The organism is Rasiella rasia (assembly GCF_011044175.1).
Classification (GTDB): domain Bacteria; phylum Bacteroidota; class Bacteroidia; order Flavobacteriales; family Flavobacteriaceae; genus Marinirhabdus; species Marinirhabdus rasia.
The window spans coordinates 1,053,547-1,072,200 of record NZ_CP049057.1 but is presented as its reverse complement, the minus strand read 5'-3'; the positions used below and the strand labels follow the sequence as shown (position 1 = coordinate 1,072,200).

16 protein-coding genes are annotated in these 18,654 nt (G+C 37.8%); 6 read left to right on the top strand and 10 right to left on the bottom strand.

Going from position 1 to position 18,654, the window contains the following annotated elements; translation table 11 throughout:
• Positions 1 to 72 precede the first annotated feature (72 nt).
• Positions 73 to 1,317 (bottom strand): peptidase T, encoded by a 1,245-nt coding sequence (gene pepT / locus G5B37_RS04905; protein WP_164678953.1) that lies wholly within the window; start codon positions 1,315 to 1,317, stop codon positions 73 to 75.
• An 87-nt stretch (positions 1,318 to 1,404) separates the two neighbouring features.
• Between pepT and G5B37_RS04900 the strand changes: the two genes are divergently transcribed.
• From G5B37_RS04900 to G5B37_RS04880, 5 genes are all read left to right on the top strand, one after another.
• Positions 1,405 to 2,436, top strand: a complete 1,032-nt coding sequence (locus tag G5B37_RS04900; protein ID WP_164678952.1) for a quinone-dependent dihydroorotate dehydrogenase — start codon at positions 1,405 to 1,407, stop codon at positions 2,434 to 2,436.
• A 6-nt stretch (positions 2,437 to 2,442) separates the two neighbouring features.
• A complete protein-coding gene (locus G5B37_RS04895; protein WP_164678951.1) occupies positions 2,443 to 3,060 on the top strand; it encodes a LysE family translocator in 618 nt (205 codons plus the stop codon).
• 103 nt (positions 3,061 to 3,163) lie between these two features.
• Positions 3,164 to 4,027: a hydroxymethylglutaryl-CoA lyase gene (locus G5B37_RS04890; protein WP_164678950.1), complete on the top strand. Its 864-nt coding sequence runs from the start codon at positions 3,164 to 3,166 to the stop codon at positions 4,025 to 4,027.
• Positions 3,993 to 5,621, top strand: a complete 1,629-nt coding sequence (locus G5B37_RS04885) for a bifunctional metallophosphatase/5'-nucleotidase (RefSeq protein WP_263649846.1) — start codon at positions 3,993 to 3,995, stop codon at positions 5,619 to 5,621. Before G5B37_RS04890 ends, G5B37_RS04885 begins: the two co-directional genes overlap by 35 nt.
• 2 nt (positions 5,622 to 5,623) lie before the next feature.
• The gene (locus G5B37_RS04880) at positions 5,624 to 6,103 is read left to right on the top strand and encodes a heme-binding domain-containing protein (protein WP_164678949.1); all 480 of its coding nucleotides are present in this window, start codon (positions 5,624 to 5,626) and stop codon (positions 6,101 to 6,103) included.
• Between the two features lie 7 nt (positions 6,104 to 6,110).
• Here G5B37_RS04880 and G5B37_RS04875 read toward each other — a convergent pair whose 3' ends face one another.
• The 7 genes from G5B37_RS04875 to G5B37_RS04845 are packed head-to-tail and all read right to left on the bottom strand — an operon-like array spanning position 6,111 to position 16,016.
• Complete coding sequence (locus G5B37_RS04875) at positions 6,111 to 8,300, bottom strand: PepSY domain-containing protein (RefSeq protein WP_164678948.1); 2,190 nt, start codon at positions 8,298 to 8,300, stop codon at positions 6,111 to 6,113.
• Positions 8,301 to 8,309: 9 nt separating this feature from the next.
• Positions 8,310 to 8,795, bottom strand: coding sequence for a DUF2271 domain-containing protein (locus tag G5B37_RS04870; RefSeq protein ID WP_164678947.1), 486 nt, complete (start codon positions 8,793 to 8,795; stop codon positions 8,310 to 8,312).
• Between the two features lies 1 nt (position 8,796).
• Positions 8,797 to 10,299 carry an ankyrin repeat domain-containing protein gene (locus tag G5B37_RS04865; protein ID WP_164678946.1) on the bottom strand — a complete coding sequence of 501 codons (1,503 nt, stop codon included), beginning with the start codon at positions 10,297 to 10,299 and terminating at the stop codon, positions 8,797 to 8,799.
• Positions 10,300 to 10,303: 4 nt separating this feature from the next.
• A complete protein-coding gene (locus G5B37_RS04860; RefSeq protein ID WP_164678945.1) occupies positions 10,304 to 11,206 on the bottom strand; it encodes a DUF6607 family protein in 903 nt (300 codons plus the stop codon).
• A 7-nt stretch (positions 11,207 to 11,213) separates the two neighbouring features.
• Entirely contained in the window at positions 11,214 to 12,452 is a 1,239-nt protein-coding gene (locus G5B37_RS04855; RefSeq protein ID WP_164678944.1) for a T9SS type A sorting domain-containing protein, read from the bottom strand.
• A 16-nt stretch (positions 12,453 to 12,468) separates the two neighbouring features.
• The gene (locus tag G5B37_RS04850) at positions 12,469 to 13,884 is read right to left on the bottom strand and encodes an HmuY family protein (RefSeq protein ID WP_164678943.1); all 1,416 of its coding nucleotides are present in this window, start codon (positions 13,882 to 13,884) and stop codon (positions 12,469 to 12,471) included.
• A gap of 2 nt (positions 13,885 to 13,886) precedes the next feature.
• Positions 13,887 to 16,016 (bottom strand): TonB-dependent receptor plug domain-containing protein, encoded by a 2,130-nt coding sequence (locus G5B37_RS04845; RefSeq protein ID WP_164678942.1) that lies wholly within the window; start codon positions 16,014 to 16,016, stop codon positions 13,887 to 13,889.
• A gap of 402 nt (positions 16,017 to 16,418) precedes the next feature.
• Between G5B37_RS04845 and guaB the strand changes: the two genes are divergently transcribed.
• Complete coding sequence (gene guaB / locus G5B37_RS04840; RefSeq protein WP_164678941.1) at positions 16,419 to 17,891, top strand: IMP dehydrogenase; 1,473 nt, start codon at positions 16,419 to 16,421, stop codon at positions 17,889 to 17,891.
• 3 nt (positions 17,892 to 17,894) lie between these two features.
• Here guaB and G5B37_RS04835 read toward each other — a convergent pair whose 3' ends face one another.
• Together G5B37_RS04835 and G5B37_RS04830 are read right to left on the bottom strand one after the other, a co-directional pair.
• Positions 17,895 to 18,134 carry a hypothetical protein gene (locus tag G5B37_RS04835; RefSeq protein ID WP_164678940.1) on the bottom strand — a complete coding sequence of 80 codons (240 nt, stop codon included), beginning with the start codon at positions 18,132 to 18,134 and terminating at the stop codon, positions 17,895 to 17,897.
• Between the two features lie 4 nt (positions 18,135 to 18,138).
• Positions 18,139 to 18,591, bottom strand: a complete 453-nt coding sequence (locus G5B37_RS04830; protein WP_164678939.1) for an SRPBCC family protein — start codon at positions 18,589 to 18,591, stop codon at positions 18,139 to 18,141.
• Positions 18,592 to 18,654: the final 63 nt, after the last annotated feature.

Sequence of the window (18,654 nt, the reverse complement as noted above, 5' to 3'; positions counted from 1 at the left end):
AAAAAAGACCTCGTAACAGAAAGTTACGAGGTTTTTATTTGATTATTACTCAAGTTTCTAAGCCAATACCACTTAATTCTTATCTCTTGTTGCTACTATCTGCGCAATGTTTACAATAACCTCAATCGCTTTTTGCATACTTTCTACAGGAACATACTCATACCTCCCATGGAAATTATGCCCGCCAGCAAATATATTTGGGCAAGGTAGGCCCATAAAGCTTAGCTGAGAACCATCGGTTCCACCTCTTATTGGCTTAATTAAGGGTTTAATATTGGCTTGTTGCATGGCTTTCTCAGCAATTTCAACTATGTGCATTACAGGTTCAATTTTTTCGCGCATATTATAGTATTGGTCTTTTATTTCAACTGTTACGCGCTCTTCACCGTATTGCGCATTTAATTCGTCTGCTAATTGTGTCATCATCGCCTTACGGGCTTCAAAATGCTCTTTATCATGATCGCGAATAATATATTGAAGCGACGTGCCATCCACTTCACCATTCACACTGTACAGGTGAAAGAAACCCTGTCTGTCTTCAGTGTGCTCTGGTGTCTCCATTCGAGGTAACGAATTAATAAAGTCTGTTGCAATGTACATGCTGTTCACCATTTTCCCTTTGGCATAACCAGGATGTACAATTTTACCTTTAACCTTAACTACAGCGCCTGCAGCATTAAAATTTTCGTATTCTAACTCTCCAATTTGACTACCGTCCATGGTGTACGCCCAATCGGCGCCAAAGGCTTGCACATCAAATTTATGAGCTCCTCTTCCAATCTCTTCATCGGGTGTAAAACCAACCCTAATTTTTCCATGTTTTATTTCTGGGTGTTGCACAAGATATTCCATTGCCGAGATAATTTCAGCAATACCAGCTTTATCATCCGCCCCTAAAAGTGTTGTCCCATCTGTGGTGATGAGTGTTTGCCCTTTATATAATAGCAAATCGTCAAAATCTTTAGGAGATAGCAGAATGTTTTGTTCTTCATTTAACACAATTGTACCACCATCGTAGTTTTCAATGATTTGCGGATTTACATTTGCTCCTGTAAAATCTGGTGTGGTATCGAAATGAGAAATAAACCCAATTACAGGTGCGTCTCCTTCAATGTTAGATGGTAACGTCGCCATGATATAGGCATTTTCATCTATGGTAACATCCTGTAACCCAATTTGCTTTAACTCGGCCACAAGAGCATTGGCTAGGTTCCATTGTTTCTCTGTACTTGGTGTAGTGTTGCTTTCTGGATCGCTTTCGGTATCTACTGTAACGTAGCTTATAAATCTGTTGATGAGGTGTTGTTTGTCTATCATGGTGTATTAAATTACTATACAAATTAACGGAATAACGCCAACATTTTTAGCCGTTTTAGTACTATTTTTGCAGAACAAATTTCAACTATGTACAAAACAATTCTTCGTCCGTTGCTATTTACTTCAGATCCTGAAAATGTACATCATTTCACCTTTAAGATGGTGCGATTTTTTCACAAGATTGGTTTCGGAGGAATTTTCCGCAGCATTTATAAAAAGGAAGATAAACGCTTAGAGCGTGAGTTGTTTGGGTTGAAATTTTCTAACCCCGTAGGCTTGGCAGCTGGATTCGACAAAGATGCTAAGTTATACAAAGAATTATCTAATTTCGGATTTGGCTTTATTGAAATTGGAACAGTTACACCCAAACCTCAAGACGGAAACCCAAAAAAACGCCTGTTTCGACTTAAAGAAGATAGCGCCATTGTAAATAGAATGGGTTTTAACAACGGGGGAGTAGAAGCAGCAGTAGAACGATTAAAGCAAAACCCGAAGCCCGGAGAACGCGGACATGTTTTGGTAGGTGGTAACATTGGTAAAAACAAAATCACACCCAATAATGAGGCGGTTAACGATTATGTGATTTGCTTTGAAGCCTTGTTTGACTATGTAGATTATTTTGTTGTGAATGTAAGCTCGCCTAATACTCCCAATTTGCGAGAATTACAAGATAAGAAGCCACTCACAGAACTTTTAAACACTTTACAAGATAAGAATAGCACCAAAGAGGGACGTAAACCAATTTTATTGAAAATTGCTCCCGACTTGTCTAATGAACAGTTACTAGATATTATAGACATTGTTGCAGATACAAAAATAGATGGCGTTATAGCAACAAACACCACAATTGCTCGAGACGGTTTAACAGCTGCTAATCAAAAAGAAATGGGCGGTTTAAGCGGAAAGCCACTAACTAAGAGAGCTACAGAAGTTGTTCGATTTTTAGCAGAACATAGCAATCGAGCATTTCCTATTATTGGAGTGGGAGGTATTCATTCTGCAAAAGACGCACTAGAAAAAATTGAAGCAGGAGCTAGTTTGGTACAATTGTACACCGGCTTTATTTATGAAGGTCCTGCCCTCATTAAAAGAATCAATAAAGCAATTCTTTCAGGATAAGAGCCAATGATAGAGGTATTACTATCTTTTTCTCTCGCTACCATTGTCTTGGCACTCTCGCCAGGGCCTGATAATATTTATGTACTCACACAGTCGTTAGCACACGGAAGTAAAAGTGGTATCGCAACCACTGCAGGACTCATAAGCGGTTGCATTGTACATACCGCATTATTGGCCTTCGGAATTTCTGCGCTTATTACAGCTTCAGAATTTGTGTTTTACGGAATTAAATGTGTTGGCGCGGCGTACTTACTATACTTAGCTTACAAGGTGTTTAGAGCTCCAGCAACAATTTCATTTACAGAGAATACCACACAAAAAAAATCGGCTTGGGCTTATTTTAAGATTGGAGTCATTATGAATTTAGTGAACCCGAAAGTGATGTTATTTTTTATCGCTTTTTTCCCAGCGTTTCTATGGAACCCCGAGTCTAATACAATTCTGCAGTTCTTTGTTTTAGGAGGGGTCTTTATGGTTGTCTCATTTATAGTTTTTAGTAGCATTGCTTTGTTAGCAGGGTTTATTTCAAACTATTTAAAAGCCAATAGTAGAGTAGGGCTTGTTCTAAAATGGATGCAAATTTTAGTTTTTGTTGGAATTGCTGTGTATATCTTAATTCCGTAAATTTTCAGATTAGAAACTTAGTCGGTTAGTACGGTTTATGGCACTCGTAAAATTTACATGCCGCACTTCGTAAATCGTACATCAAATAGTATCTTTGAAAGTAATGGGAGAAGTGAAAATTATAGAATGTCCTAGAGACGCCATGCAAGGTATTAAAGACTGGATTCCTACCGAGAAAAAAGTTCAGTATATACAGTCGTTATTGCGATGCGGATTTGACACCATAGATTTTGGGAGCTTTGTGTCTCCAAAGGCTATTCCGCAAATGCAGGATACCGCTGAGGTGCTTGCACAATTAGACTTGTCTACAACCACTAGTAAATTGCTAGCAATTGTTGCAAACGTAAGAGGAGCAGAGGCTGCTGTGACACATCCCGAAATTCAATATTTGGGATATCCTTTCTCTATTTCAGAGAATTTTCAAATGCGTAATACGCATAAAACAATCGCCCAGTCTATAGAGGTGTTAAAAGAAATTTTAGAACTAGCCAATGCTGCAAATAAAGAAGTAGTTACGTACTTGTCTATGGGTTTTGGAAACCCGTATGGCGATCCTTGGAATGTTGAAATTGTTGGTGAATGGGCAGAGCGTCTTGCAAATATGGGCGTTTCTATATTATCGTTAAGCGATACCGTAGGAACTTCTACACCCGATATTATAACGTACTTATTCTCTGAACTTATTCTGAAATATCCATCTATTGAATTTGGAGCACATTTACATACAACGCCAACGGCATGGCATGAAAAGATTCAGGCAGCATATGAAGCGGGCTGCAGGAGGTTTGACGGCGCTATTCAAGGTTTTGGTGGATGCCCTATGGCCAAAGATGAACTAACAGGTAATATGCCTACAGAAAAGATGCTTAGCTTTTTTACTGCAGAAAAGGTAACAACGAATATAAACACAATGTCTTTTGAAAGTGCACACAATGAAGCAACCAAAATTTTTACAACGTACCATTAATTTGGAAGAAAATATTGCACATACAACCAAGAAAAATTCTTTTAAGAAGAGTAAACAGACCTTGTTTGTTGTAGGACTGCTTTTAACCATGTTGGTGTTTAGCGGTTGTAAAACAACAAAGGAAGTCGCAGCTACAAACGCAGATGAGGTTGAATTTACCATCGTACAGTTAAACGATGTGTATGAAATTGCACCTTTAAGCGGAGGTAAATTTGGCGGACTAGCACGTGTGGCGAATGTAGTAGACTCGTTGCGAAATGAAAATGCCAACACCTTTCTTGTGATGGCAGGCGATTTTTTAAATCCGTCGTTGTTAGGTACGGTAAAGGTGAATGGTGAAAGGGTTCGCGGTAGGCATATGATTGAAGTCATGAACGCTATGAAGTTTGATCTTGCTACCTTCGGAAACCATGAATTTGACCTTAGCGAAGAAGATCTTCAAAAACGCTTAAATGAATCTGAATTTGCATGGACGTCTGCTAATGTATTTCAAAACACAGAAGAAGGGCCTCGCAGCTTTCAGATAATAAAAGGTGCCGATACTACTAGAGTGCCTGAAGTGTTCCAATTTCAGATAAAGCGAGCAGATACGGTTGCGGCTTCTGTAGGGATTTTAAGCGTTACGCTAGACTCTAACCCTCAGGATTATGTATACTACAGTGATTACCTATTAGAGGCTAAAACAGCATTTGTGACGCTTAAGGCCAAAAAATCTGACCTTATCTTTGGTCTAACCCACGTAGACGTATTACAGGATATTGCCTTGGCTAAATCACTTCCTGAGTTACAATTTATAATGGGGGGACATGAGCACGATGCAATGTTAGTACCTGTAGATAATGCAATAATAGCAAAAGCAGATGCAAATGCTAAAACTGCATATATCCACAAATTTGTGTACAATCTTAAGACTAAAAAGCTTGTGATAGACTCTCACCTCATGCCAATTACAGATATGGTTGCATCCAGCCCTAGCGTGGCAAAGGTTGTAGATAAATGGAGCGCTATTTTAGATGAAAAGATTAGAGAGGTTATTGCTAACCCGAGTGAGGTTATTTATAGTGCTAATGTGCCCTTAGATGGTACCGATAAGGCAAATCGAAGCACCCAAACCAACTTAGGGCAGATTGTGACTAAAGGAATGGCGGCCGCATATCCAGATGAAATAGACTTAGTTTTTGTGAATGGAGGTTCGTTTCGTCTCGATGATATGTTGAACAACGATGTAACAAGTGTAGATATCTTTAGAGTATTACCCTTTGGCGGTAGTGTTGTAAAGGTAAAGTTGAAAGGTTCTCTACTTAAAAAAGTGTTAGATTATGGCCAATCTCAAGCCGGAACCGGAGCTTATTTACATAGAATGTATGTTACAAAGGCAACAGACAATGGTCCGTGGCTGTTTAAAGGAAATCCTATTGAAGACACAAATACCTATACGGTTGCGACGAGTGACTTCTTATTAAAAGGCTTCGATATTCCTTTTTTAACTCCAGAGAACGAAGGAATAGTTGAAATTCATGAACCCACCGAAAGCGAAGTAGCTTATGACATTAGAAAAGCGGTAATCTTATATTTAAAATCTTTAAAGAAATAGGTATGAAAAAAATAATCAAAATCATTTTAGTACTGGCCCTAATTGCATTGGTGATTATTCAGTTTATTCGTCCCGAAAAAAATAACGGAGGTTATGAAAGTGTAATCCCCTTTGAAAATGAAACAAAACCAAGTTTGGCCGTTGCAGAAATTTTAAAATCAAACTGTTACGATTGTCATAGTAACCAAACACAATACCCTTGGTATTCTGAAATTGCGCCGTTTTCGTTGTGGTTAGATGAGCATATTGAGCACGGTAAAGGGCATTTTAACGTTTCAGAATGGAATACGTATTCTGCTAAGAAAAAAGACCATAAGTTAGAAGAGCTAATCGAAATGGTTGAAGAAGGTGAGATGCCGTTAGATTCGTATACATGGCTTCACGGAAATCTTTCTCCAGAGGATACTGAATTGCTATTACAATGGGCAGGCTTAACAAGACTTAAGTATAGAGAAAAACTTGAAGTTTCTCATACCGATTAAGATTTTACTAGTAGCAATCCATAAATAGTTGTTCTCTATGTTGTAACTCGTCTAAGCTATATTTAGACGATTTTAGTAACACATCTAAAGTGTTTAATACATCATTTTGCATGGCTAAAGAGCCGCAAATCATTAACACTCCTTGCTTTTCTATAGTGGCTAATAACAATTCTTTATTCACCGCAATAAGGTCTTGAACATATTGCTTTTTTCCTTCACGCGAATAACAAGCATGAACTTTTAAGTTCTTATTTGCTGAAAGTTCCTTCGAAATAATTGAAGAATATATATTTGAAGAGGCCATTGTACGTCCGCCCCAAAATAAATTGATTTCGCTTGTTCTGTTTTCTTGAATCATTCCTAAAAAAGGGGCAATTCCAGTGCCATTACCAATTAATATAGCGGGTGTTTTTTTTCTAAGATGAAATCGGCGATTTACAGTTATCGCTGCTCGAAGCAATTCTCCTTTTTCTAGACTGTACAAATAGGGCGATACCTGCCCCTTTTCATGTTTTTTAATACTCAGCAATACTGCCTTGTCTACTTTTGCAATAGAATACTGTCGTGCCGCTTCACTATTTTCAGGAAGGATAGCAAGTAAATCTCCAGAAGAGAACGTTGTTCTTTTAAGCGGTTTTAGTTTAAGTAAAAAGGTTTCGTCTAGATTGGTTGAGGTTCGTTCAATGACCTCAAAATCTTTAAATGAAAGCCTTTTCTTTTTCGATTCTGAAACTTTTAGCTGTACAGGTGTGGTAGTTGCAATACTCCAGTTTTTTACCCAATCTCTAAATGCAACTTCACTGGCATTATTAATTTTATAGAGGGGTAAGAGTGGTGAAAATCCTTCTTGACCTTGCAAGAGACCATCAACTTTAATTGCAAACTGACAATAGTCTGGGTATTCTAAAGAGCCAAAACCAACCACTGTATATTTAATAGGGTTTGGTTGTTGAATGGTAGGAAAAATTGACTCAAATTTTCGCGCATTGGTTGTTGCCTCTCCTTCACCATAGGTAGCAGTAAACACGAATATGTGTGTGGCATTTTTAAAAACAGTATACGAATTAAGCTCTGTAATAAAAACCGATTTACCAGCTAGAGTTAATGCATCGCAGAATTGCTGAGCAAAGCCGTAGGTCGTTCCTGTTTCTGAACCAACTAGAATAATATATTCGCATGCATCTTTATCTGTCATGGTAGTACTCGGTTTTGTTTTTCTAATGCGCTTTAAAGTCATAACAAAGCCCGAATACATAAAAAATAATATAGAGGCGCTAGCAATACATAAAATAATGGACCACAAGATGCTGCCTTCCCCAGTGTGCAAGGCAAAACTTAATCTCGAGGTGAGCACCACAAAAGGGTAAGAGGCACTACTAATAATAGCTCCCGTGTGTTGATGCACCTTAATTTCTTTGTCTTTGAGAGCAATTTGGAAGTACTCTTCGGGTTCTTTAGAAAAAGGAAATGTTACAGAACGTACTTCGGAAAGTTTCGTTTTTTGAAAGAGTGGAATTTCTGTGTGCGTTGCATACGCTATGGCCGCACTATTTTTTGGCTGTTCTTCAAACTGAAGTGCGGTATCTGGCAACAAATTAAACTTTTCAGCAGAAAGAAAAACACCCGTCGCAGCCACAATGATAATTGGGATAAACAACCACCGACTTAAAACCACATGAAAGCGCATTTCGAAATAATCTTTCTGAACCTTTGAGAAAAAGCGTTTAATTCCACCTTGTCTTTTTACTAACAGAACAATTCCTGAACATGTAATGAGAACTAGCAATAGTGAAACTAACCCAACAAAAAACCTCCCAATGCTCTTTAAAAAAAGAGAGCGGTGCAAGTTGGTGGCAAAACTATAAATAGAAGGTCTCTCGGCAACCTCGGCTAAAGTTTCACCAGTACTCGCATTAATGTACAGGTCTTTAGTCTCAAAATCTTTTGTCAACACCGACGCTTTAACAAAATTAGCGGGGGTAACTTCTAGTGAGAATACTTCATCAAAATTATTGGTAAGGGCCGTAACTGTAGTAGCTAAAGACACTTCATCAAGCTGTACCACATCGTGCCCCTTTGCCTGATTAGAGATAGGCTCTATAGCCAAAATAACTCCCGTTAGGGAGGCAACAATTAAAAATAAAGAGGCTACGATAGCCAATAGTAGATGACTATATCGCCAGATAGAAATAGTCATGTTCCTAGATTAATTAGCAAGTAACCGAACATATCGTATCCAGCCTTTTCCTTCTTTTTTGCTTTTTAAATTTTCAGTAGTAAGCGGAAACTGTAAGTCGTCTGTGTAATAGTTTTGATCTTCTACAGATGTCTCAAAACGTAACGTATATCCCTTATCAATCTTATTTTCTGGTATTTTTAAGATAGTAACGGTACGTTCACCACCACTAATGGTTTCACCAGAAATAGCATCGATATTTGGACGGCGTTTACCGTAAAATTTCCACCATTCTGAAATTTCGCTATACCACTCGCTATCTTTTCCTTGCACATAAAGAGTTTCTTCATATTCACCTTCCGGATTAAGTAGAGAAACTACCACATACGCACCCTCACCAGTGTAGTTAGTCATCTGTATCATACATTTTACAGCCTTCGAATTTGTAGTTGTAAATGCGGTTAACAAGAATCCAGCAACCATAAGTGCTGGGATTATTTTATATAAGCTCTTCATATTATTTCAAAAAGTTTAAAGATGTTTTCTTTTTCTGTAATTGCTCATTCTCTGTTGCTAAATCATAAACAGTTTCCTCAAAATCTGTTGTAATAGTAGCATCGGCGCCTTGAGAGATAAGGTATTTCATTACCTTGTCATCGTCGGCTTTCATAGCCGCTAGGTGTAATGGAGTAAGACCTTCATCGTTTTTGGCATTAATATCAATTTTAAAGGTTGCCAGGCGCTTAAATAATTCTAGGCTGTTTATTTTGGCCGCTAAATGATATAGGTTATTGCCTTCAGACTGTGTCTTACTTAAATTTACCCCTTGTTGCTGTAGCAACGCTAGCTTTGTATCAAAAGCTGCGGAGTTCTTTTCATTAAATGATGTTACCAAATAAGAAGCTATGGAGTTGCCTTGAGCGTCTTCTACTTGCGCATTGCCACCTTTTTTCAAAAGAAAGGAAACCACATTTGGTGTATTTCTTTGTACAGCGAGCATCAATGCAGTTTGACCGTTATTGTTCGCTTCGTTGAAGTTTTTGGTATGCTTAGACAGTAACTGTACTATTTCTAATTTATTACGCGAAGCAGCATTCAGGAAAGGTGTTGCACCATCTGCGTCCTTCTGATTAACATCGGCACCAGCATTGATAAAAAAGTTAAAAATAGCAGTGTCTGTAGTACCAAATGCTAACCTATGTAAAGGTGTGTATCCTTGCTTTGTAACAACATTGGGCTCTAACCCCAAGCTTTTTAAATACTCGTAAACGGCTAACGGATTGCTATACCCACGACCACCTTGCGTCGCAAAGAGAAATGCATTTCCGTTTTGTTTATTCACCGTTTTGTAATCAACCCCTTCTGCTACAAGTAGTTTTAGAAAATCAATATTTCCTTTTTTAACTGCATAGTTAAAAATACCATTACCGTCATTATCTGTACTCGATACATCGAAACCTTTATTAATAAAATAGTTTAGCTCCTCTTTGTTAGATAGTGCAGGAGCTACTAACAGCATTAGGTTAGCACCTTGTTCTGTTTTCTCTTCTGTAAGGTTTACACCGTATTTCTCAAATGCTTCGTAGATAGCGCTATCTTTTTGTCCTGCATTGGCAGCAAAGGCGAGTGGTGTATACCCATGGCTATCTAATGCTGTTACAGACGAACCTTGTTCTAATAGGTGCTTTACTACGTTTGTTTGTCCAGCATAAGCCGCCCAGTGTAAATAAATTCGGCTATCGTGTGTTTTTTTATTTACAGGGTTTCCGGGTAGCGACAAGAGATGCTTGACGACATCGTCTTCAGCTTTCTCTAATAATGCATAAACTACCGCATCAAAGGCGTTAGCATTGAGTGCTGTGGCGTTTGCTCCTTCGGAAATTTTCTGTTGTACTGTTTGTAAATTCGGATTTCCTTTCCAAAAGGATCGCTCAAGAAGAATATTTTCTTCTTGAGCGGTTCCTGCAACATTAACACTTAACAGCACAATTACAGCTGCAACTATTTTTGATATTTTCATCGTTTTATTTTTTCACGAAAGATTCAATAACGGTATTCACCTCGTCTTTTTGCGTGTATTCTTCATCAAAAAGATATTTGTATAGTACTTTGTTATCTACTTTTTCTTCTAATACAAGGTCTTTGTTACGCCCGTAAACTTCGTCCCATTTAGTGCGTACAAATGCCCATTTTTCTTCGTTGTCTTTCCACCATTTCATTGAAGCAGCACATCTACTGTCGTCTACTTTTACGTAGGTGTTATAGCCTTTTTCCTTGGCAAGGATAACATCTTCTTTTCCAGACTCACGTACAATTTTTGAATTGTCTTGGTCGTGTACCCATCCAAAATCTGTAATTTCTTGTCGGTTGCCACGCATGGTGAGATTATAGTCACTCCGTTTTGTGTACTCACGTCTTGGGAGTGGAGCAGGGGTTGTATTTTCCCAATAACTTTTACCGTCTACGTGTACCCAAGAAGATGTACCTTCATAACGCGGACTGTCATCTACCTGATATACTTTTTGTGTCCATTGTCCTTTTACATCGTTCTTTGACTTCTTAACATAGGTCCACTTATTATCTGCATTATAGGTATACAAATCTGTATTTTCAAATAACCAATCTTGGCGCCAATGCTTAATAATCATTGGTTTGGCAGGATTTCCAACTTGCAAGATGTGTTGGATTTGAATTTTATCATCTTCATCTGTTACAAGCTGTGCCCATTCTAAACCTTTGTCAACTTTCGTTTTAGAAGGCTTGTATAAGGAATCAGTACTGTAATTGAAAGTTTCAGCAAAATTGAAGGTAACTTCATAACATCCACACATTTTTTTTATGGCTTCTGCATCTTGCTTTTGTTTGTTTTGGGCCGATGCTGAAATAGCAAGTCCCAATACAACTACCGATAGAAATAATTTTTTCATTAGTCTGTTATTTTATAATTAACTTTTTAGAAATACTGCTGCCTCCTGAAATGAAGTTTACAACATACACGCCACTTCGAAGTGAAGAAACATTTATTGTTTTGTTGTAGAAACCATCTTGACTTGTTACTTCTTCAGAGAAAACACGCGTTCCATTCATCGCATAAATTTCAACAGTATTCTTTTCTGAATTTCCTGTTGAAATATCATATACTAAGGTTACTTCGCCGTTTGTTGATGGATTTGGATACATACCAAAAGAGATGCCTTCAGAAATAGTTTCGAAACCTAATTGCTCAGAAACATCTTCAAAATCGAATGCTATGTCCCCTGTTGCAGTACCATTAAATTCAGTAAAAACCATTCTGTAAACTGTGTTTGAAGTAGTTTTAACATAATACGCCATGTCACTATTTACGTCGTATCCGGTGCCATTAAATGCTTTCCAGTCGTACCCAATAGTATTGATTTCTTCAAGATACACTTGGTCATCTGGATCTCCAGCTCCTGAAGTTTCTTCATTTTCAGCAACCGTTACATTCGGATTGTGTAACACACCAGTTACATTATAATACGCTGCAGGGGGATCTAGGTACGTAGTATATTTAGTAAATACAAAATCCCAATTGTCTAATGCTGGCTCTGCAATAACCTCTTCATTATTTGTGAATGAATAGTAGTTATATCTATTGTCTGGGTTGCTTGCGTTTTCAACAACTTTGGTTGTTTCACCTACCCAATCAGTACCATTCCAAGTAGCATATTTAAAAGTATAGGCTCCAAAATAATCTTCGTTAATAAACTTCACGTAAGTGCCATCTGCGTATTTAAGAACAAAAACTATAGTTCCCTCTACATGATGTGTTGCTGGGTTGTATTCTCCCCATCCAAACGTAGCAGAACCTTGCATAAAGGCTCCGTTGTCCCAATTAGTATCGTCATTGTATAGAGGTGTCCAATCACCTTCATTTGCAATAGCTATATTGTCAAATTCTGCTGGGTCATTAGCAGCTTCAAAAACCTGTATGCCTGCTCCGTCGTTAACTCGAATACCAATATTTTGAGGATCAATTCGTAAAAAAGCAATATCCCAGCTAGAGGCTTCAAATGTATTTATAGATTGATCTTCAAGTTTAAAATATACTTGATCTGAGTATCCTTCGCTCATAGAGATATTTACTGTTTCTTGAGCAGTACCGAATAATGTTGTGGCCAATGCTACGGCCGATAGTATAATTTTTTTCATTTTGTATAGTTTGTTTTTATTGTAATAAGTTGTATTTGAATTCTGGAAAACCGCGCTCTCCACTGTCACTAAGTAAGGCGGTAAATTTTAGTTTATAGATTGTTCCATTGGTACCTTTTATAATGTAAAAGATATTGTCTATTAGGGTTTTGTCGTCATTAATTACATCTCTCCAAGAGCTTCCAATTGTTCGTTGGTCTTCATTAAAATTTGAGCTGATTACGTCACTCATTTGGAAATCGTCGTAGGCGATATTCGCTGTGTCTACCGAGTAAACAGTAACGCCGCCTTTGCGATTATGTAACACCCCATCGCTAAAGCCATAAGACCCTGCTCCATCTAAGACATTCGTGAAAACGGTAAAGTTGATATCCCAATTTTCAAACGCTGGCTCTACAGCTACTGTAGTGTTTGTGTCAAAACTGAAGAAGGTAAAATTGTAAGCCGCATTTTTTGGAATAAAAACTTCTTGATGTGTTGTATCGTTCAGGTTAGCATACTGCAACAGATATCCATCAGCTTGACGTAAGACGCGAATTTTCTTCCATCCTCTTGCTTCGCCAGCAACAGCAACAGCCCCAGGGGCAGGACTCTCAGTTCCAACAGAATAGCCAAGATTAATTAAATAGACTTGATTTTCACTGTCTGTCTCACTAATTGATGCGATGGCAGTTTTCTTTATATCACCATTTGGGTTATCGATGTAAATTTCATTGGCAGGATCGAATGTACCTACCGCAACTTGACTTTGAAGCTCTGCAACGCTGGCTTCTGTTACAGCATCGATATCTGAAGTTTCTAAAGCAGCAGCAGCCATATAAATTGAACCATTAATCCCTACACGGAAATCTAAACCTCCATAAAATCCTAAATCCCACGCATCTCTTTTAATAGCTGTTTGTTCTTCAGTACTTAAATCTATGTACACCTGGTTGGGTTGGTTGGGACCGCCTACGGTAGGAATAAATCCGCGACCCAGTGATGCTGAACTATTCAACAAAAAGGAAGTGTTTCCCTGTACTTGAGCGTTAGGATAGTCTATAGAAGTTATGCTAAAATTAATTTCAACTGTTTCGTCAAATACTTCAGTAAGTTTTATAAAACTAAAACTAGTGCCGTTTTCGTTTTGCGCGAGCGGAAGTGTGAGGGTATTTCCTTCAGCAGGCGGATTGGTGGTAAAATCTTCACCATATACCGCATTAGTAGGGGCTAATGAAAGTGTAACACTACCTGGTTGGGTAGTAGTTTCTGAGTATACCAAATTAATCTTTTGACTTGCTTCAATCTCGCCTAAGTTAGCAGACAAATTTTGAAAAGCTACAACAAACGGGTCACTTGTTAGCGCAGAACTATCGTCTTCACTACATGAGCTAACTAACGTGGCAATTGCTATAAATAGAATAATAGTGCTATATTTTTTCAATATTTTCATGACTATAATGATAGGTTATAGGTTAATTTTAAAAAGTAGGAGCGTCCGTAACCCAATGAAATTTGTGTTGGTGGGCCGTTGTGTGCACCACCTTCAAAAGCTGTTGTATTTACTTGAGTTACATCAAAAAGGTTTCTCGCCCCCACTGTGGTAATAAAAGCACCGTCAAAAAATGATTTGTTAATCGTAGCATCTATCCAACTGTAGGCTTCCGTTTCTCCTTGTACAAATTCTTGATTGCCCTCGGCATTTGTTTTTTCAACAAATTGCTGTTGCTTGCCAATATGCTTAAAGAACACCGAAAATGTTGTATTCCACTTTGGTGCGGTATATGCTAGATTTGAATTAAGCTGAAGGTTAAAAAGAAAGTCATCATTACTTTGCGTATTACTATCTAATACTTTTGAAACTCCCTGTACTGAAGCACCTAACTGACCTTTAAAATTCTTGTAGAAAATTTCATTTTCAGAAAACACTCCAACCGCTCTAAATCTATCGATGTTATTGTATTGAAAAGCTAACGGGCTTTGATTTACGACGATCAATTCAATTCTGTCTTGTAACCCTAAATAGTTAAAACTTAACTTATTTTTTAAGCGTATAGCGCTATTCGCTAATGTGCTTCTCTTCTTTATATGTAGAAAGGCAGAGTATCCTTTTTCTGGTTTTAATGCTGGATTACCTTGCACGTTGTGGTTAACATCTACAAAAAACGTGTACAGCTCATTATAATTTGGTGTACGGTTAGCAGATCCTAATATCGCCCGAAGCTCCCAGCTGTCACCTAAGGTCTGTTTGGCGCTTAAAGAACCTATATATTGTGCCTCAAACAAATTGCTAAAAGAGGCCCTAAAACCGGGTCTAAGCGAGAAACGACTGGTAAGTTGCAGTTCAGACGCAGCAAAAAAGTCGTAGTTATTTAATTTTTGAGTTACTTCATTACTTTCTGGTCCAATAACTATTGCCAGCGACGATCCCGAGCCCTTTTCATTGGTAAGCTCATAGCCTAATTGTAAATTTACTTTGGAGGTGTTTATAATATTGCTGAAAGTTCCTCGTGAGAAAAAGGCACTACGACTTTGGTATTCGCCTTCTTCAATATTTTCTTGTTGCCCACTTCTAATTCGGTAGGTGTAGCGCTCTAAGTCTTTTGTTTGTTCTTGATAAGAAACGGAGACATTATACGCTATTTTCTTGAAGATAGTTCCTGTACCATTTACATGATGATACAAACGATTATTGGTGTAAATTTCGTCTAATGCCGAAGGATTAGTCGTGGCAGTAGCCGCATTTTCATTAAGGTCTACCGTTTCATTATAACGCTCGATGCGCTCGTTCAAATAATCGAAACGATAAAAAAGGTTGAAGTTTTCTTTTTTGTAGGCAAGAAGCGCTTTTGTATTCTGCTGTAGTTTGGGCAACCATTCATGACCACGTAACCCATCATTTACATCGTAATTTTCTCCTTGGCGATCGTTAAAAAATCCAGCAAAGTCGTTTCGGGTATATACCGCATTTGCATAGAAATTTTCCGAGAAATTGTGCCCCACCTTCAATGACTGGATATGACGGCCTTTGTCAAACCATTCGTACTCACTGCCTACGGTTTCTTCTTGAACGTACGCAGTGATATCCCAATCATTGCGTGAGGACTTTTTTGTAATAATATTAATGATTCCTGAAACGGCATTAGAACCATATTGTACACCCATAGCACCTTCCACAATTTCAATCCGTTCAATATCATCTAGATTAATGAGCGTTAAATCGGTATTGTTTCCAACCCCTTCTTCGTTAATTATGGGAATATTATCTATTAACACCTTAAAGTATTGACTATCTAACCCAAAAAGACTAACACCACTTTTACCAGTAGAGGTATTAGGCGTAATAGTAAGGTTGAGCGTGGTGTTCAACACGTCAGCAAGTGTATTTCCTGCTTGACGCTCTATATCTTTTCTAGAAATTACTTTTATTTCTACGACAGATTTTGAAACGGACTGCGGATTAATTTGTCCTGTCACAATCACTTCTTCCAATTTTTCAGGTAGAATAGAGTCACTTTTCTGTGTTACTTGGGCAAAAATAACCGTGGTTGTGAAGAGAAAAATATTTAATAAAACTATGCGCATCTATTCCATTGTTTTGAGAGCACAAAATTAGTTATTTTTATTTATTCTAAATAACGATAAACACTTCAGAAACCATTAATTAAGACCTATTCTAAATAAAAAATGATGTAAAATATTGATAAATAGGTATTTAAGGATTCAATTCTAAATTACGACTTCATCGAAAAAAAATGACCTCTTGACAGATTGTATTTTTAATTAAAAATTACGCACAAAAAAGCAAGGAAGAAAATGGCTGTTTTTTGTTTAATTATTGTGAGTGCGTTACAATAATTTTTTGTGCTAATTTGCTGTAATTGGCAATCTTATGAGAAAGAAGTTATTTTGTCATATTTAAGCACTATCTTTGCATGCAATTAAACAGTAACCCTTTCCGGTACTTCGGAAGTTAATTTAATTGCGATGACTGCACACGAAAACAAAATTTTAGGCGAAGGTTTAACATACGATGACGTACTATTAGTACCTGCCTTTTCCGAAATATTACCAAGGGAAGTTTCTATTAAAACCAAATTTTCTCGAAACATTACACTTAATGTTCCAATTGTTTCTGCCGCCATGGATACGGTAACAGAGAGTGCAATGGCAATTGCAATCGCTCGAGAAGGAGGTATTGGGGTATTGCATAAAAATATGACGATAAAGCAACAGGCTGCCGAGGTTCGTAAAGTAAAGCGTGCTGAAAGTGGAATGATTCAAGACCCTGTTACGCTTAAAAGAGATAACAATGTTGGTGATGCGCAAAAAACAATGCGCGAATACAGTATTGGCGGAATACCAATAGTAGATGATGCTGGTAAACTAATAGGTATTGTAACCAATCGAGACCTTAGATTTGAGAAAAACTACGATCGCAAGCTTAGCGATATTATGACTTCAGAAAATCTAGTTACAGTAGCAGAGGGAACTTCACTAAAGGAAGCAGAGATAATTCTTCAGCAAAACAAAATTGAAAAATTACCAGTAGTAGAAGACGATGGTACGCTATTAGGCCTAATTACTTTTAGAGACATAACAAAACTTACTCAAAAACCTATAGCTAATAAAGATAATTACGGTAGATTACGTGTGGCTGCCGCGCTTGGTGTTACCGCAGATGCTGTAGAGCGAGCAGAAGCATTGGTACATGCACAAGTAGATGCAGTAATTATTGATACAGCTCACGGCCATACCAAAGGTGTGGTATCTGTATTAAAAGAAGTAAAGAAAAAATTTCCTGAGCTTGATGTTGTGGTTGGTAATATTGCCACACCCGAGGCCGCTCAATACTTAGTAGATGCAGGAGCAGATGCCGTTAAAGTAGGTATTGGCCCAGGGTCTATTTGTACCACTCGAGTAGTTGCTGGTGTAGGATTTCCACAATTTTCGGCAGTACTAGAGGTGGCAGCAGCCATTAAAGGTACAGGTGTTCCAGTAATTGCAGATGGCGGAATTAGATACACAGGCGATATACCTAAAGCCATTGCAGCAGGAGCAGACTGTGTAATGCTAGGTTCGTTACTTGCGGGAACCAAAGAGTCTCCAGGTGAAACAATTATTTACGAAGGACGAAAGTTTAAAAGCTATCGTGGTATGGGATCTGTTGAGGCCATGAAAAAAGGTTCTAAAGACCGCTACTTTCAAGATGTAGAAGATGATATTAAAAAATTAGTCCCTGAAGGTATTGTTGGTCGTGTGCCATATAAAGGTGAGTTGCTAGAAAGTATGACGCAATTTATTGGAGGTTTAAGAGCTGGTATGGGGTACTGCGGAAGCAAAGACATTGATACTCTCAAAGAAACTGGAAAGTTTGTGAAAATTACAGCTTCTGGTATTCATGAAAGTCACCCGCATGATGTAACGATTACAAAAGAAGCGCCTAATTATTCGCGATAAGACTTAATTTTCAATGTAGTGTTGTCCGCGGTTGGGTTTTAGCCGTTCTCTAAGATCATTCATGTGTTTTTCTTCTACCACTAGATATGCAATATGATGCATTTCTGAAATTTCTTCCGTTTTACAAATGGTATGTTGAAGTGCTTCGGAAATCGCAAATTCTTGAAGATGTATTGCGTGATGTTCGGCAATTGGCTTGGCGTTTGGGCCTCTAAAATCCCAAATGAGTTTAATCCTTTTCATGCTGTTAATTTGCTACTGAAGTTCCATTTTCGACAAAATTTTTAAAATCGTCTAAATATTTCTTAGACTGTTTCTTGAAGGCTCCGGGCATTAGAAAACCCATGAGTTTCATTCCAAATCCTTGAAATTGAAATTCACATTCACTTCGCCATTTCGTTGTATTTTCATCAATAGCTTCAAAGAAATTCTTTTGTATGTTATGAACTCCCTTAGCGTCATAGGTAGCATGAAACTCTGCAGGGAAGTTGTTTTTTACAATTGTTTCAGTTAGTGTCATTTCTCTTTTTCCTGTTTTGTAATGCATTTCCATTTGAGAACCCGCTTCGCCTGAAGTTCCATTTAATTGGTTGTAGCCTGTAAATCCGCGTTGCCAATGCTTCATGTTTTCAGGATTATCTAATTTTTCGATTACTTCAGCACGTGGTTTATTAATAATAATTTCTGTGGTGTACTTCATGGTATACAATTTGTAGGTACAAGATACATATTTAATAATTTTAAGAATGCTGGAATAGTAGGC